Origin of the sequence: Paenibacillus agaridevorans (genome assembly GCF_018604145.1) — a bacterium.
Classification (GTDB): domain Bacteria; phylum Bacillota; class Bacilli; order Paenibacillales; family Paenibacillaceae; genus Pristimantibacillus; species Pristimantibacillus agaridevorans.
Window position 1 is genome coordinate 8,964,408 of record NZ_CP075889.1, and the last position, 17,280, is coordinate 8,981,687.

Below are 17,280 nucleotides of genomic sequence, written 5' to 3' on the forward strand. Positions count from 1 at the left end.
ATCCATCCCATTCTTCCATAAGGAGAATAAAACATGTGCTATAACAATTTGTACAAAAAAATGCTCCCATGTTTTCTTATCATTGCTGTATCCGTATTGATTTTTACATATCAGCCCAGTACGGCGCATGCTGATAAACCGGAAATACAAATATCCGTTAAATCATCACCTGATGCCCAATATTCGTCTAGTCGCAAGCTGTCTTGCGTTTTGCTAAACGGTACAAAGGACTACGAAAAAAAATATGCTTTTCAGGCCACTGACGTTACTCTTCATGCGAGCTGCCATGGGGAAAATATGGATTTCATATTGGATACCTCGGGAAATCTCCATAAGAGCAACGGAAAAATGGTCGAGCTTAAACCAAAAGCTCGTACTGAACTGCTTAATCAAGCCCGGTTGCTTCGAAGCCAACATTATGGCGAACCTCTTCACTGGAGTGAAGTAAATGAGCTGCTGCCTCGCCTGGCCAAATTTACGGTTATCGATCTTGAAACAGGGCTGAGGTTCCAAGGTCAACGGAGAGCGGGAAGCAGTCATGCCGATGTCCAACCTCTGACGAAATCAGATTCGGAAACGATGAAAAAAATCTATGGAGGGAAATGGAGTTGGAGTCGGAGGGCGATTCTCGTAGAATCGAATGGTCGATCATTTGCGGCGTCAATGAACGGGATGCCTCACGGAGGCGACGGTATTCCAGACAATGATTTCAAGGGCCATTTTTGCATTCATTTTATTGGAAGCACAACACATTCCAAAAACAATGTCGACTTGGGTCATCAAATAATGGCAACCAAGGCTTCAGGAACTTTAAGTGCATTGATGATGAGATTGACCCCTTATCAAATCATTGATGCGTATTTTCTTGCCGGCCATTATCGGGATCAAGGACTGATGTCTGCGCTCATGCTTGTCTCAAGCACTAATGTAACCCCTATTTTTTCAGGAGATAAAATAGTTAAACATCGTATCCTAGAGCCGGCCCCCGATCACGTATCTGAGCTTGCAGTAGATATTCCCGTCGAGAGTTGTGAAGTTCATTCGGGTACTTGCATCAATAAATCAACAAAAGTATTCCACCTTAGAAGACTAACCTTTGTGGATGCCTGGCAGATCGAAAACATCTCACAACTGTAGTTCTTTCCGATACTCCCTCGGTGAAATGCCCGTTTTTTTTCGGAACAGCTTGTTGAAAAAAGTAATGTCCTGGTAGCCGACGGAAGAAGCGATGTCGGCTATTTTGCGATCGGTTGAACGGAGCAGGCGGCATGCTTCGTCGATCCGGACCGATTGGACATAATCGATAAACGTCATGCCGGTTCGGCTCTTAAATTTTCGATAGAATTGTCGCTCTCCAAGTCCAGACAGCTCAGCCGCTTCTATTAATGTAAGGGGAGAATGGAAGCGGTTATGGATAAAATGGAGCGCCGCCTCCATATTTGATAATCCGGCTTGCTGCGTAGTTGCAGACTGCCCGTCCTGGTAACTATGCAGAAACAGAAGCAGCTCGATGACGGCCAAGTGCAGTCCGGTGTTCCAGCCTGAACGCCTCGTTGTGTAGATATCATACAGCTTCAGAAACAACCTTCGGAATTCACCGAACGCATCCCGGTATTGTCTCCAATCGGGTTCATCGAGCAGTGTCGCAAGCGCAACTCCTCCCGGGAAGCTCTGCAGCAGCAGTCGAATCGATTCTTGCGCCATCACGCAGTTGTAGACGATGAGTGGACGACTGCTTGATGTGGTAGCAGGACGAAATACATGGGAGACCCCGACTGGTATCAGGAATATATCTCCTTGATGGACTTGCAACGTCTGATCACCGATATAATGAGTGCCGGAACCTTCGGCGACATAGCTGATTTCAATAAAGTCATGTCGATGTTCGATTTTGTAAAAAGATTCAACCGCCCTGTTCACAAATATGGGAACGTCGGGTCGAAAATAGTTGTCGCCTTGAGACAAGTCGATTGTGCGTTGAATAGTCATCGTGATCACTCCATATTTCGAATGTAAAATGTCCGAAATGTCCTGTATAAAAGTCAGTATAACCCGAAATTCCAAGTGCAACGTCATCTTATAATGAAAAAAACGGATAGGCAAGTGTCCATCCGTGTATATTTCGTAAATAAAGATCGGAGTGAGACGTTTGCATCAGCTACACGCTTTGAAAAAGCAATTTGATAACCCGCCGACAGAATTTAGCCCGCTTCCGTTCTGGTTCTGGAATGACGAGCTGTCAGCAGAGGGGATCATCGGACAAATTCACGACTTCCATGCGAAGGAAGTGGACGGTTTCGTTATTCATCCACGGATGGGGCTGCCAAGTTCGATGCCTTATCTGTCGGAGCCTTATATGGAGCTTGTCGAATTGGCGGTGACCGAAGCGGATAAGCTGGGTATGAAGGTTATTCTTTATGACGAAGGCATGTATCCTTCCGGCTCTGCCTGCGGGATGGTCGTGAAAGAGAACCCGGATTACGCCAGCCGGGGGCTGCAAGTAACGGAATGTGCTTGCAAGAGGAGCGGAGAACCTGTTGTAATCCCGATTGAACTGCTGCCGGAGCAAAATCTGGTTTCTGCGCTCGCGGTTCGCAAACTTTCCGGAGTGGAAATTGATGCGAGCAGCACGATTGTCCTTCATGCCGAACAGGACAGCATCCGGTTTACCCCTCCTGCTGCTGGGAACTGGTCGGTTTTATTCTTTATCGAGACCCCTTCCAAGGGTACCATTAGGGGCGTTCATCCTGGCCAGGATGACGGCGAGTCCGACGCTCCTTTGGCCGCTGACTTATTAAATCCCGATGCGGTCCAGACCTTTATCAGGTTGACGCATGAAGCCTATTACAGGAGGCTGAGCCGCTATTTCGGAAACACGGTTATGGCCATGTTTACGGATGAGCCGAATTTGCTCGGGCGTTTTCATACGAAGGGGTTAAAGCCCTGGACGCGGGGGTTCCTTTATGAATATCTGGAGAGCGGGAGCCGGGAACAGGATCTGGCGGTGCTTTGGTTTGAAGCCGGCGAGACAACGACAGAGATCCGCAAAGCTTACGAGACGGTTATCCGCAATCGGCTGGGTCGGACGTATTATAAAACGTTGGCCGATTGGTGCGAAGCCCATGGCATAGGGCTGACCGGTCACCCGGCGGAAAGCAACGATATCGGGCTGTTGGAACATTTCCATATTCCCGGACAAGATGTGGTCTGGCGCTATATTGCGCCGGAAGCAGGCAAAGCAGTGACAGGTACGCATAGTACCATGGGCAAATGTTCGTCGGATTCGGCGCGCCACCGTGGCAAACGAAGAAATTTAAATGAAAGCTTCGGCGTCTGCGGCATCGAAGGCGGTTGGTCGCTCAGCGCCGACAATATGAAGTGGTATTTGGATTGGCTGTTCGTCAGAGGCGTCAATCTGATCGTCCCGCATGCGTTCTATTACTCCATTCGCGGGGAACGCAGGGATGAGCGGCCGCCGGATGTAGGGCCAAATAATACATGGTGGCAGGATTATGCCCAATTTGCGAGATATATCAAGCGCATGAGTTGGCTGATGACCGATGGGCGAAACGGAGCGGAAACGGCAGTAATCGCCGGTTCTGCCGAGCTGCCTTGGAGAATCGTCAAGCCGCTGTACGAAGAACAAGTCGAGTTTAATTATTTGGAAGAAAGCCTGCTAGATAGCGCCATCGAATGTAAGGATGGGGTATTATCGATTTCGGGTTACCGTTACAAGGCGGTTTTGGTGGAGGATGGCAAGCGGCTGACGCCAGACAGTTGGCGGATTCTGCAAACCTTTGCCGAACAAGGCGGATTGGTCATTGAGCTTTCCGATGATGTTCAAACAACGAAGGGCATCGGTCAGGTTCGGGTAAAGCACGAGGATGAAATACCGGCGCTGCTGACACGCACGCTCGGTCAAGATGCCCGTCTTGAGCCTGCGTCTGCTTCTATTCGCATCAGTCGGATTACGAAAGACGGCATCCTGTTCTATGTTATCGTTAATGAAGGCGAAGCTGGTTACGAAGGAACGCTTGAGATAAGTCACTCCGGATATACGGAATGTTGGTTGCCGTGGACAGGTGCAGTTCAACAGACAAAAGTCGAACAGGCTGCGGAAGGCCAGAAGCTGCATGTAAGCATCGAGCGCCGGGAATGTCTGATTATCGCCGTAGATCCGAATATGGAGCAGGGCGAAATGAAGGATGAACCTGGAGAAGTTGATGTTACCGAGTTGCCAGCCGATTGGCGAGTGGTGGAAGGTCCGGTGAGCGGGGAAATTCCGGCTCTCTCTTCTTGGACGGAATGGGATGGCTTAAAACATTACTCCGGCACGGTTACGTATGAGAGAAGCTTCGAGCTTGACGATCCATGCGCTTGGTCTGGCGCCAAACTTGATCTTGGCGAGGCTCATGAACTGGCACGGCTATGGGTCAACGGTCGGGAAGCGGGAGTGCGCATGTGGAATCCTTATGTGTTCGACATTGGAGCCTACCTAAAGCCAGGGACGAACGTGTTAAAGGTGGCGGTTACGAACAGCTTGGCCAACCTTTACGATGGCAAGTCATATACATCCGGGCTAATTGGACCGGTGCGGCTTAAGGGCGAGCGGAAGTAAAAGCACGGTGTCTGTTACGAATCGGCTCGCACGAACAAGGTGGTTATGATTGAGGATCGCAGCTACAATTAAAGCGAACAACCCCTTGCGCTTTCCCTATGGCGCAGGGGGTTGTTAGTGTCGAGTCCATCTCTTGCGGTATTGATGCGGCGTAATCCCCATATGGGATTTGAACAATTTGCAGAAGTAAGAGCTGTTCGTAAGTCCGATCTCCTCGGCGATGAGAGAGACGGGCTTATTCGTCGTGATCAGCAGCAGCACGGACTGATGGACTCTCCGGGTCGCCATGTATTCCGAGATGTTGATGCCCGTAGCCTCCTTAAACAAGTGGGACAGATAGAACGGAGACAGGTGAAGCGCCCGAGCCATGCGGTCCAGGGAATACGGTTCCGAATAATGGGTCTCGACCCAGTTCAGGATATGCTCCACCTGATGGTTTTTGCGGCGCGTCCGATAGGCCGGGGAATGCTCATTCAACTGCTCCCACTCTTGTTTAAGCCAGCGATATAAAGGGATCAGGAAAAGAGAGCTTTCTTCGTGCCTGTCCGTATCCCTCTGCGTGTGCAATTGATTATGCATGTTTCTGAACAGACCGTCGAGCAGATCGGCATCATGAAACTCGTATATGCACGGGGAAGGCAGCTTCTCCAAATGAATATATCGATAGAAGGAATGCAGCCGCGGCCATTTCTCGAAATAAGCTTCGAACATGGTCGGCTCGAAAATAGCCAACGACCGTTCGAAGCATTGGCCGTCCGTATAATCGAGCGTTAGATGATGGAGCTGGTTCGGCTGAAAGATACAAAGCATGCCCGACTTGATGTCGTAGCTGTTATTGTCAACGATCATCGTTCCTCTTCCCTGATGGATATACAATATCTCTACGCCCAGATGGGAATGGAAGGTTTCCAAATGCTCGTTATTCACGCTCTTGCGTTTGTAGGCAAAATATAACGGATCCTCGCTAAAATTGCTTGTCGACATTGGCAAGAGACTCACCCTTTCCGTCCAGAAATAAACGATAAACTCTACCTTCAATATAGCAAGTCGTCCATTCAGATTCAAGCCGGACCATGAGAAAAAACCGCAATCTAGCGTCATTTTTCCAACTATGCCATATCACAATTGGGCGTCCGGCTACGTTAAGATACTCGTAGGATATCAATTCCCAGGAGGACAGAGCCATGATCAAAGTAGCCATTATCGGCGCAGGAGCGATATCGTCCGCTCATATCGAAGGATATCTGCAATTCAAGGAGCGTTGTCGGATCGTCGCCTTGTGCGACCTGTATCCCGAGAAAGCGGAAGCGAAGCGGGAGCAATACGGCTTGGATGCCAAAGTCGTAAAGGATTATAAGGAATTGCTTGGGGACGGGATCGACCTGGTATCCGTGTGCATGCCTCCGTTCGTGCACGCCCCCGTTACGATCGACTTCCTGAACGCGGGCAGCCATGTCATCGTGGAGAAACCGATGGCGGCTTCACTTGAAGAATGCGACGCGATGATCGAGGCGGCCGAACGGAGCGGAAAAGTATTGTCCGTTATCGCTCAGAACCGATTCAGAAATCCCGTCATGAAGCTCAAGAGCGTGCTGGACAGCGGCTTGGCCGGAAACATTCTTCATGCCCAAGTCGACTCGTTCTGGTGGCGGGGTCACTGCTATTACGACTTATGGTGGCGCGGCACTTGGGAGAAGGAAGGCGGCGGACCTACGCTGAACCATGCGGTGCATCATATGGACGCCATGTTGTGGATGCTGGGACAGCCAAGCGAGATTCAGGCCATTATGAGCAACGTCGCGCATGACAATGCGGAGGTGGAGGATCTCTCCATCGCGATGCTCCGGTATCCGAACGGATCGCTCGGTCAGATTACGAGCTCCGTCGTGCATCATGGCGAAGAACAGCAATTTATATTCCAGGGGCAGAACGCGCGGATCTCGGCGCCCTGGAAGGTCACGGCGTCGGTATCGAGGCCGAACGGCTTCCCCGAACGGAACGCGGAGCTGGAGGAGCAGATCCAGGATCTATATAACAAGCTGCCGGACCTCCCCTATGAGGGGCATACCGCGCAGATTGACAACGTGCTTGGCGCAATCGAGACCGGAACGCCGGTATTGATAGACGGAGCTAGCGGCCGCAGTACGCTCGAGCTCATCATGAGCATCTACAAATCGGCGAGCACGGGCATGAAGGTTCAGCTCCCCCTGCAGCCGGACGATCCCTTTTACACGCAGGAAGGCGTCAAGGCGAACGTGCCTTACTTCTACCAAAAGGGCGAGAGCGTCGAGAACTTCTCGGATCAAAACATTACGACGGGCAGCTTTGCCGACAAAAAATAAAGCGGGGGGTTAAGCTCGGCAGCAAGCGATTCGAATTACGAGAAGTCTGCAAGTGAGTTACCCATATAATTAAAGATTATCCATAAAAAGAGAGTCGCTTACTTTTGCGGCTCTTTTTATATTCCATGCAAGATATGAAACGTAAATCAATTATCATGGTGTCAATAAAATATAAGAGATTATCCAGGGTACTTTCGCTATAATGGAAAAAAAGTAAGCATACATCTGTGTGCAGCAAAGGGAGTCCCGAAAATGAAAAGCGCTTTCATTATTTGGAGGAAATCGATTTTTACCCGGCTTATCGTTACCTTCCTTTTAATTGTCTCGCCTATATATCTTGTTGCTTTTCTTATCTACAATTGGGGCATTAACAGCGTTAAGGAAGAACTGGAAGGCACGATGAAGTCTCAGCTAAGTTTTTACTCCAGCAATCTCGACACGGAAATACAGCGTGTCAACTCCCTCCTTTTTAATACTCTATATGACAGCAACCTTACAGACCTCGCAAATTTGATTTCCAAATTGTCGGATTACGACACTTACCAATCGATCAACAATTTGCAACAACGGCTGCTTGTGCTGCAAAACAGCAATATATATGTGAGTAACGTGACCGCGCACATTCCGTCGGCGGATATGATCGTCACCTCCAATGATGGACGTGGCCCGCTTGAACAGGAACCGCTGCACTACTTTAATAGCGCAAAATCAAATTCTAAATCCCAACTCCTTCTTTACAAGGGAGACATTTATTTACGCGCATTGCTTCCCCTGGACATAAATTACAGGATTGAGAAAAAGGTTCATCTGTTGACAGTGAAGCTTTCAATAGAGCGAATCCGTGCTGCGCTTGGACAATTGGAAACCCGCAGGGATAGCGGCGCGGTTTTGCTGCTGCCTGACAATAAGATGATCTTGAGCGATGCAGTGGATATTGAGTTTGCAAGCAGTCTCAAAAATGTCTTAATCTCGCGGCTGAAAGAAGCTCCCAGCGGAACCATCGTACTAGAAAACGATAAGCGGCAATATTTTGCGGTTTATATGAAATCGGACTATCTTAATACGGCATTAGTCCAATATGTTCCAATGGAGGCGCTGACGGAGAAGGCGGAACAATTCAAAACCTTGTTTTTATTTTTCTCGTTGTCTGCCGTACTGGTCATCGCTTTGTACATGCTATCCGCCTTTAAGTTTATCCAGCAACCGATGCTTAAGCTGATAAGGGTGCTCAGACAAATGGAGATGGGGAATTTGAACGTAGAGATCACTCACCGGCGTACAGATGAATTCGGGTTCCTGTTTCAGCGATTTAACGGGATGATGAAAAATCTTAATCAATTGATCGATCAAGTATACAAGCAGCAAATATTAACTCAGCAGGCCGAGCTCAGACAGCTTCAATCGCAGATTAATCCGCATTTTCTATACAACACCTACTTTGTACTATATAACATGGCAATGAGCGAGGATTATGATAATGTCAAACTGTTTACACACCAGCTTGGTTCGTACCTTAAATACATTACTCGGAACGCCGTAGAAGATGTTCCGCTGCATATTGAAGTCGATCACGCTCGAACTTATTGCGATATTCAAAGCTTGCGATTCTACAATCGCATTGAAGTCGAATTTGGACATATCCCTCCAAGCTTCCGGGATAAGCTAGTGCCGCGGTTAATTTTGCAGCCGGTTATCGAGAATGCATTCGAGCACGGAATATCCGATATGAAGAGCGGAGGTTGGCTTGTTGTCCGATTCGAGAAGGAGAATGACGGATTCGTAATTATTGTAGAGGACAATGGGCCGTCCATATCGGAAGCAAGAGTGCATGAGCTGAACAGGCTGCTCACTCCTGGAAGGGACGATGTCAGTGAAATTACGGCGATTGTGAATATACATCGAAGATTAAGGCTCAAATTTGGAGAGGAAAGCGGTCTTAGTTTCGAGGTTGGCGATAAGGGTGGGCTCAGAGTTAACATTTTCGTACGAGAGCAGGGGGCAAATTGAAAATGAAAAGATTGCTGATCGTTGATGACGAGCCTTTTATCGTGAATGGAATGTATGAGTTTATGCTGCTCGGATCCGGTTTGGAGCTGGATGTTTACAAGGCGTTTTCTGGAGACGAAGCTTTGGAGTGGCTGCAGCGGACGAAGATGGATATCGTTATATCGGATATCCGCATGCCGTCGATGAGCGGACTGCAGCTGCTCGAAGTCATTCGGAAACGGTGGCCGTATTGTAAGGTTATTTTGCTGACCGGCTACAATGAATTCGATTATGTGTATCAAGCTATTAAACATGATGGCGTTCGCTATTTATTGAAAACGGAAGGCTACGATAAAATATTGGAGCTTGTTCGCGTTGCAATAGCAGAAATTGACGAAGCTCGTAAATCCGAGGACTTGATTGCTACAGCAAATCGCCAAATGAAGATGGCGCTCCCGATTTTGCAAAAGGATCTATTTACGGGGCTATTGCGTGGAGAGCGTCACACAACGGAGCAGCGAAACTATTTATTTCGACAGCTGGCACTTTTGCTGGATGCGGAAAGCGAAGTGTTTTTGATTATCGGCAGGCTGGAAAATACGAATCGAGCAGAAAGTACAATTCGGGTCAAGATGGCCTTTGAGCGGTATATCGGAAATGAATACAAGTCAGTTTTCCTTACGATGGAAGACAATTTGCTCGTTTGGTTTGTTCAGCCGATGGAGAACGTGAGAGTAGAAGGCGCGCAAGAAGATCGTTTGGAAATACAAGGTTCGGAAATCGGTCAAGGAATCGTGCCGCAGCTTAAAGGCATGCTCGAGCTCGTTTTAGAGATGTGTGAGGCTACGTTCGGCTTTACGGTTCATTTTATTATCGATGGTCAATCCGCACCTTGGGAACAAGTGGCTGATCGTTTTGCGATCCTTAGAGCAGGAAGCGGCAGCTTGCCGGCAATCGGAGGCGGAGGAAGTATTGTGGAATATCCTTACCCGAAGCTGAACACCTCCATCGCCATTGAGAACGAAACGCTTGACTTAGCTATGCGGCAAATGAAAAGGATGGATTTGCTCGCGAATTTTCTTGAATCGGGTCGCAGGGAGGAATTTCTCGAGCTGCTGAAGGAGCTTCTGTACAGCGCAGAAATCGCTATAGACCGCAAGATGGTTCATGCAGCTCTCGGTATTTATTACCCGCTGTCTTTGCTGCTTCTTTCCCATATCCATACATGGCAAATGGAGCAGCGTTTTAATGAAGTGAATGGGTTCGTCCCGCAAGTCATACTAGATCCGTCTACATCTGTAAATCAGGCAGCTGAGGCGTTTCGCCATATTGCTCCGCTGCTTTTCGAATGGCGGCAGAACGCGCAGAACAGTCATGCCCATACTGCCATTTCCCACGTTCAAGATTATTTGCTGGCTAATCTTGACAAGGATTTGTCGCTCGTTCGCCTTGCGGAAGTAAGCCGATTGAATCCTTCTTATTTGTCGAGGCTGTTCAAGCAGGTGACAGGGGTCAATCTGAACGTCTTTATCCAAGAGGCGCGCTTGAATAAAGCGATGGAGCTGCTGCGCGACTCGGACTACAAGATATACGAAATCGCCAGGCTGGCAGGTTACGAGTACGCTCCTTATTTCACGAAAATTTTCAAAAAAAACGTTGGGGTGAGCCCCCAGGAATACCGCGATCATTTGAACAAAAGTCAATAAACTATAAGCGGGTAAAAAAGTTATGCGTTTTCAAAAGGAAACGCTTTCGTTTAAGATTCTGAGCAAGGAGCTAGTGCTTACGATCACGGTTTAACTAGCTTCAAACTAAAAGATTTGGGGGACTGAAGTTGAAAAATGTAAATTGGAAAAAGGCAGCAGGTATCATACTAGCAGTAATAATGCTAACGATATCGGCATGCAGCAGCGGCAATAAGCCAAACGAAGGGGATTCCGGGACTGAGAGTCCATCTGCAAGCTCTGGTGCAGATACGACGCATGCGTCCGAGAAACCAGTAGAGAAAGCGGACCCGCTTGGCAAATTCGATCCGATGATCGAGGTAACCACGGTCAAGTCGCTAGATGATGGCTCCATGAATTTTCCGGAAGGCGAGTCTATTGACAATAACTTATGGACACAGGGCTTCGAGAAGGATCTTGGTATAAAGCTTAAGGTAGAATGGCTTGTACCGGACAATCAGTATGATCAAAAGCTGAATGTGATGATCGCGTCCGACGATCTTCCAGATATCATGATGGTGAACGCCGTACAGCTCAAGCAATTGGTCGATAATGAAATGGTTGCGGACTTGACCGAAGTATACGCTCAATACAAATCCGAGCTTACGGATCAAATCATGATGTCAGATGGAGGAATCGGACTTAAGCAGGCCACGTTCGACGGTAAGCTGATGGCGCTTCCCCAGATGAACGGGGCAGCGGATTCCGCGCCGATTTTATGGATTCGCAAAGACTGGCTCGATCATTTGGGTTTAGCTGTCCCAGCCACGATGGAGGAGCTTATCAATGTCGCCAAAGCTTTCACGGAGAACGACCCTGACCAGAACGGCCAGAAGGATACTTATGGACTAGCGCTGGAAAAAGGATTGTTCGGCGGCGAATTCGTACTCAACGGCTTTTTCAATGGCTATCATGCGGTTACTGGTTCTCCAGGCAATCTGCTATGGAATAAAGGCAGTGATGGCAACCTTATCATGGGGTATGTTCAGCCAGAGGCAAAAACGGCCTTGGGCAAGCTGGCGGAAATGTATAAAGCAGGGTATATCGAAAAAGATTTTGCCGTTAAAGATGTCGGCAAAGTTGGTGAGTCTGTTGTTTCAGAGAAAATCGGGATGTTCTATGGACTGCACTGGAACGTCTTCACTCCGCTGCCGAGCGCTGTGCAAAAAAATCCGGCAGCAGATTGGCGGCCTTATCCGATTCCGACAGTGGACGGTACGATTACAGCCGAAAATCTGCTGGGTGTATCCAATTTCTTTGTCGTAAAGAAAGGGGCAGTTAATCCCGAAGCAGCGGTCAAAATACTGAATTACTTCTTATTGAAGCAAAATCCGCTCAGTCCGGAGTTTGATGCGAGATTCCATAATGGTCCGCAATATCCGGATGCATCGCATAGCGAATACAAATATTCACCTATTTTCGTGTTCCACCCGCAGCAAAATATCTTAATCCATAGAGGCTTTGTCGAATATGGCAAGGCTCGCGATACCAATGTGCTAAGCGCCTGGAACCAAGGCAATCAAGCAGATATCGATTTATTGGAGAACGGGTATAACGGTACGGATGGGGAAGGCAAAGCAGCCGGCGTCAAAACGGAAGTATGGGCAGGCTGGATGTGGTCGGGGCCGATCGGTGCGTATAGCGTCGTAAATAGCTACTTGGAGAATAAGCAAATCGTAGAGCCTGTATTTTATGGAGCGCCTACTCCAACGATGACGGCGAAGCAGTCCACCTTAGAAAAGCTAATCTTGGAGAATTACACCAAATTCATAATGGGCGTACGTCCGATCGAAGAGTTCGATAAATTCGTGCAGGATTGGGATTCGCTCGGCGGTGCGGATATTACGAAGGAAGTTAATGATTGGGCTATGTCAAAATAAGCTAACGAAGCAGGGGCGGATGTTAGTCCGCCCCGGCATGGAAAAGGATGTTGGTGATGAAAAAGCACAATTTCGGCAAAGGTTTGATGCGCGAGTGGCCCATGCATCTAATGATGCTTCCGGCTGTCCTTCTTATCATACTGTTCAGCTATATTCCTTACGCGGGACTCGCGATTGCATTCGAACGATTTAACCCGAGTAAAGGCTTTTTCGGATCTCCGTTCGTAGGCTGGGATAATTTCGAATACATGATCAAGATGCCGGGAATAAGTCAGGTAATTTGGAACACGGTTTATATCGCTTGCATGAAAATGGTTGGCGGTCTTATCGTTCCGATCGTATTCGCGCTCTTGCTGAATGAAGTCATTCACACAAAATTTAAACGAGCGGTACAGACGCTTATTTACCTGCCTCATTTTTTGTCTTGGGTTATTCTTGGCGGGGTGCTGACCGATATTTTATCTCCGTCAGGCGGGCTTGTGAACAGCTTGATCGGCTGGTTCGGAGCAGAGCCTGTCTTTTTCCTCGGCAATGAAAAGTTGTTTCCTTACGTGCTAGTTGCTTCGGATATATGGAAGGAATTTGGATTTGGCACAATTATTTATTTAGCGGCAATTACATCGATAAATCCGGTCCTGTACGAGGCGGCGATCTGCGATGGTGCTAGTCGCTGGCGTCAGGTTTGGCATATTACTCTTCCTGGAATGACACCGATTATTGTACTGATGATGACGCTTAGCCTAGGCAATGTGCTGAACGCAGGCTTCGATCAAGTATTTAATCTGTACAGTCCGGTTGTTTATCGGACAGGCGACATTTTGGATACGTTAGTGTACCGGCTAGGACTTATTGACGCCCAATACGGTGTCGCAACCGCGGTTGGCTTATTTAAATCTGTCGTCTCAACCGTATTTATCGTCATATCATACATTTGCGCGTTTCGGTTCGCGAATTACCGCATCTTCTAGAGAAAGGAAGTAGAACCGAATGATTCGAGCCGGCACGGGAAGAACTGTGTTTCAGCTTTTTAATTACTTGCTGCTTGCTTTTTTCGCCTTCATTTGCGTGGCGCCGCTTATAAACGTTCTATCCGTTTCCCTAAGTGAAAGCGCCGATGCGGCTGCTGGCAGTGTAAAACTGTGGCCAGTGCATTTTACGCTAGAGTCATACGTATTCGCATTCAAAGACAAGCTGCTGCTCTCTTCCTATGGGGTATCAATCCAGCGTGTTATTGTCGGGGTCGCAATCAATATGTTTCTTACCATTCTTGTAGCGTATCCGTTGTCGAAGGAAGTTCGAGAATTTCGTTTTCGTACCTTGTATGCATGGTTTTTGTTCATAACGATATTGTTTCATGGAGGTCTGATTCCTTGGTATGTAACGATTCGCCAATTGAATTTGATGGACTCGATATGGGCGCTTGTCCTACCGTCGGCAGTGCCGGTATTCAACTGTATACTGCTGCTGAATTTCTTCCGCCAGCTCCCGAAGGAGCTGCAGGAATCGGCTCATATGGACGGAGCGGGTCATTGGACGATTTTGTGGCGGATCATGGTTCCGTTGTCTAAGCCAGCACTGGCGACACTAGTCTTGTTTGCCTGTGTCAACCATTGGAATTCTTGGTTTGATGGACTAATTCTAATGAAGCGGCCGGAGCACTATCCATTGCAGACTTATTTGCAAACCAAGGTTATTAGTTTTGATGCAGGCGCACTCGCAGGAGCCACGAAGCAAGAGCTGGAATCGCTGATGGCGGTATCCGACCGTACCCTTAAGGCTGCACAGATTTTTCTGTCTGCGCTGCCGATCATGTGCCTGTATCCGTTTCTGCAAAAGTATTTCGTGAAAGGAATTGTGATGGGGAGCGTGAAGGAATGAGCAATAGGGAGCTTATAACGTATTTACCTGGTGATAAAGGAGATTCCGGTAACGCGAAGCAGTTCTTTTATGTTAAGGATTTCGGTGCGAAGGCAGACGGCGTCTCCGACGCGGGCCCTGCCATACGCGCCGCAATCGCAGCCGCGATCTCATCAGGAAAAGATGCGGAGGTTAGATTTGAACGCGGACGTTATCGCGTGGAAGGCGGTCAAAATAATGAAGCGGCAGTCCGTATCGTCGGCGCTAGCAAGCTCGTACTGAAAGGTGAAGGCAGTGATACCGTTATTGTTGCGGGGAATCCGCTGGCGAGCGGCATAGAGGTGGTGGACTGTGATGATGTATTAATCCAAGCGCTCGCTGTTGATTACGATCCGCTTCCTTATACACAGGGTACAGTAGCAGAAGCAAGACCAGCCGAAGGTTGGTTTACGTTTCGAATCGACGATTCTTATCGACAGTTGGACGAAAGCTATTTCAAAGAAGTGGAAGCGCGTTGGGGCTTGGTCGTTCGAGGAGCAGGCGGACCAGAGCCGCGTTACGGTCCGCATCCTTTATTGGATCTAACCTGGGAGAAATCAGAGGATTCCGAATGGCGCGTGAAGGTTTCCAATCCAGAGATGCTCCAAGCCTCAGGCATGCAGCCTGGGGATCGGTATGTCCATATGGCGAGAAGGCATTACGAAAGTGCAATCATATTCTGGCGCACGAATCAGGCTGCTTTGCGCGACGTAACTGTATACGCTGGTCCTGCGCTCGCAACTATTTGGGGTCAGAACAAAAATGTGGAAATCGACGGCTTGCGTGTCGAAGTTCTTCCGGGCTCGAATCGGCTGCTGTCCGCCAACGGTGATGGCATTCACAATTTGAATACGCGGGGCAATCTGATCATCCAAAATTGTTCGTTCTCCGGTATGGCCGATGATGCGATAAATATTCACGTACGTGCAGGAACGATTTGCCGGGTATTGTCCCCGGATATTCTGCATGTGCGAGGTGGCTTGTTCGAAGCATTAGCCGGTGACATGCTGCAAATCTATAGTCCGCAATTAGGACAGATCCGAGCCGAGGCACAGGTGCTGCATGCCGCCAAACTGCCGGATGAAACATTGGAGATTAAGCTGGATCGCGAGATTTCTAACGCTCTCGCGGGCAATGGTTTGCACGATTCCGATCATGTCTACAATTTGTCTGCATGCGGCAGAGGGTTTGTCGTGAGGGGCAATCATTTCGGCAGACACCGGGGACGAGGTATTCTCGTCCGCAGTCTGGACGGGACAATAGAGGGTAATACATTCACGAACGCGGAAGGCTGGGGAGTTGCCGTTCAGCATGAACCTGATTGGGAGGAAGGGCCGCTTACGAGGAATCTTTCAATCGTGAATAATACGTTCAAAGGAAATGAAGTGAACGTCATGGCGTCCATTCATATTGCCGCTGGAATTCCGGCAGGAGTTCAGGCTGCGGATTGGGGTCAGCCGATAACGGGAATTTCCATCAAGGATAACCAATTCCTTAATCCGCAGTACCCGCTTATTCATATACAATCCGCTGCGAATATCGTCATTCGTGATAATCATGTAAAGGAATTGCTGCCGGGAACAGGATCGGACATTAAAGCGATTGAGACCGAGAACGCTCAAGGAGTAGAGGCTGAGGAGGCGTGGAGCGGATGAATGATCGCGTATGGAGGCATCGCACACCGCTTGCAAGGCTTAAGCGGAAGCTGAGGCAGGGAGCGGCGACTATCGGTTTCCTCGGAGGCTCCATAACGGAAGCCGCCCCGGGACATAATTGGCCGGAGAAGGTGTTGTCCTGGCTGACGGAAAGTTACCCGGAGGTACGCTTCACGGTCGAAAATGCCGCAATCGGCGCGACGGGCAGCGATTTGGGCTGCTTTCGTGCTCGCAGGGACATCCTCGACCGGGGCTGCGATATCGTATTCATCGAGTATGCCGTTAACGATTATTACGGCGATAAGGAAATCCGCAAGCGCTCGCGCGAAGGATTAATTCGTCAATTGCTCGCAGGAGGCGCGACGGACGTCGTGCTTGTATACACCTTTTTGCAGGCGATGTACAAGGAAATGTACGAAGGCCGAATGCCGGATTCGATTGAAGAGCTGGAGACGTTGGCCGTTCATTACGGCATTGGTTCCGTCTGGGCGGGGCTGCATGCATTTGAAGAAGTTCGTCTCGGCCGCATGGATTGGGACGAATGGCTGCCCGACGGCTTGCATCCGACTCATCGGGGCAGCCTTAGCTATGCCCAAGCGGTAATTGCCTTTCTTGAGAAAGAGCTTCGGGCGGTAGAAGGGGAGGCTGGAGATTCTCCGGGAGCTTCTGGAGAACAAGCGGCAGGTGAGGAAGCTGCAGGCCATCCGGGAGCTACCGGCGAGCACGCGGCAGCCAGCGTTCTGCCGGAGCCGTTGAACGTCTCTCATTGGGGCAGCGTTTCACGGCTTCCATTCACAGAGGTTACGTTGGAAGGACCTTGGCTCATCCGGCGAAGCAGCCGACTTGTCTGGATTGATCAGATGCTCACGACGTCCGCGATCGGAGCAAAACTGGCCTTTTCATTCGAAGGCGCGGGGCTGGCGCTCGCCTTTGACTTCGGAAAACGTTCGGCGAATTTCATTTATCGGATCGATGGGGGAGAGCAGGTCGAGCACGTCTTCGATCGTCAGGATTGGTGTCCGGAGGAAGGCATGTTCCAGCTTGCTCTCGTGGGACGCGACCTTCCACCCGGCCAACACCGGATGGAGTTGGAAGTCATACACGGTGACGGTCCGGGGTGTACTGGAACCCGGTTCAAACTGGCATTTATAGGTGTCATACATGAAACGAGGTGAGAGA

The 17,280-nt window shown here is 49.1% G+C and carries 12 protein-coding genes; 10 read left to right on the forward strand and 2 right to left on the reverse strand.

Features of this window, described 5'->3' with window-relative positions; genetic code table 11:
* The first annotated feature begins 33 nt into the window (after positions 1-33).
* Complete coding sequence (locus KJW29_RS35625) at positions 34-1,137, forward strand: hypothetical protein (RefSeq protein WP_214628229.1); 1,104 nt, start codon at positions 34-36, stop codon at positions 1,135-1,137.
* Here KJW29_RS35625 and KJW29_RS35630 read toward each other — a convergent pair.
* Positions 1,126-1,989 (reverse strand): AraC family transcriptional regulator, encoded by an 864-nt coding sequence (locus tag KJW29_RS35630; RefSeq protein ID WP_214628230.1) that lies wholly within the window; start codon positions 1,987-1,989, stop codon positions 1,126-1,128. The two genes, KJW29_RS35625 and KJW29_RS35630, sit on opposite strands and share 12 nt — an antisense overlap.
* A gap of 151 nt (positions 1,990-2,140) precedes the next feature.
* Between KJW29_RS35630 and KJW29_RS35635 the strand changes: the two genes are divergently transcribed.
* Positions 2,141-4,618: a glycosylhydrolase-like jelly roll fold domain-containing protein gene (locus tag KJW29_RS35635; protein WP_425517478.1), complete on the forward strand. Its 2,478-nt coding sequence runs from the start codon at positions 2,141-2,143 to the stop codon at positions 4,616-4,618.
* Between the two features lie 114 nt (positions 4,619-4,732).
* On the opposite strand, the gene KJW29_RS35640 is transcribed toward KJW29_RS35635, so the two are convergent.
* Positions 4,733-5,602 carry an AraC family transcriptional regulator gene (locus tag KJW29_RS35640; protein ID WP_214628232.1) on the reverse strand — a complete coding sequence of 290 codons (870 nt, stop codon included), beginning with the start codon at positions 5,600-5,602 and terminating at the stop codon, positions 4,733-4,735.
* A gap of 200 nt (positions 5,603-5,802) precedes the next feature.
* Here KJW29_RS35640 and KJW29_RS35645 point away from each other — a divergent pair, with 200 nt between their 5' ends.
* From KJW29_RS35645 to KJW29_RS35680, 8 genes are all read left to right on the forward strand, one after another.
* Positions 5,803-6,960 (forward strand): Gfo/Idh/MocA family protein, encoded by a 1,158-nt coding sequence (locus tag KJW29_RS35645; protein WP_214628233.1) that lies wholly within the window; start codon positions 5,803-5,805, stop codon positions 6,958-6,960.
* Positions 6,961-7,212: 252 nt separating this feature from the next.
* A complete protein-coding gene (locus KJW29_RS35650; RefSeq protein ID WP_214628234.1) occupies positions 7,213-8,967 on the forward strand; it encodes a sensor histidine kinase in 1,755 nt (584 codons plus the stop codon).
* 2 nt (positions 8,968-8,969) lie between these two features.
* Positions 8,970-10,652 (forward strand): response regulator, encoded by a 1,683-nt coding sequence (locus KJW29_RS35655; protein WP_214628235.1) that lies wholly within the window; start codon positions 8,970-8,972, stop codon positions 10,650-10,652.
* A 128-nt stretch (positions 10,653-10,780) separates the two neighbouring features.
* Positions 10,781-12,550: an extracellular solute-binding protein gene (locus KJW29_RS35660; RefSeq protein ID WP_214628236.1), complete on the forward strand. Its 1,770-nt coding sequence runs from the start codon at positions 10,781-10,783 to the stop codon at positions 12,548-12,550.
* 56 nt (positions 12,551-12,606) lie between these two features.
* Positions 12,607-13,518 carry an ABC transporter permease gene (locus tag KJW29_RS35665; RefSeq protein WP_246608511.1) on the forward strand — a complete coding sequence of 304 codons (912 nt, stop codon included), beginning with the start codon at positions 12,607-12,609 and terminating at the stop codon, positions 13,516-13,518.
* Between the two features lie 19 nt (positions 13,519-13,537).
* A complete protein-coding gene (locus KJW29_RS35670) occupies positions 13,538-14,428 on the forward strand; it encodes a carbohydrate ABC transporter permease (protein WP_214628237.1) in 891 nt (296 codons plus the stop codon).
* Positions 14,425-16,101: a right-handed parallel beta-helix repeat-containing protein gene (locus KJW29_RS35675; RefSeq protein ID WP_214628238.1), complete on the forward strand. Its 1,677-nt coding sequence runs from the start codon at positions 14,425-14,427 to the stop codon at positions 16,099-16,101. Before KJW29_RS35670 ends, KJW29_RS35675 begins: the two co-directional genes overlap by 4 nt.
* A complete protein-coding gene (locus KJW29_RS35680) occupies positions 16,098-17,276 on the forward strand; it encodes an SGNH/GDSL hydrolase family protein (RefSeq protein WP_214628239.1) in 1,179 nt (392 codons plus the stop codon). Before KJW29_RS35675 ends, KJW29_RS35680 begins: the two co-directional genes overlap by 4 nt.
* The last annotated feature ends 4 nt before the right edge of the window (positions 17,277-17,280 follow it).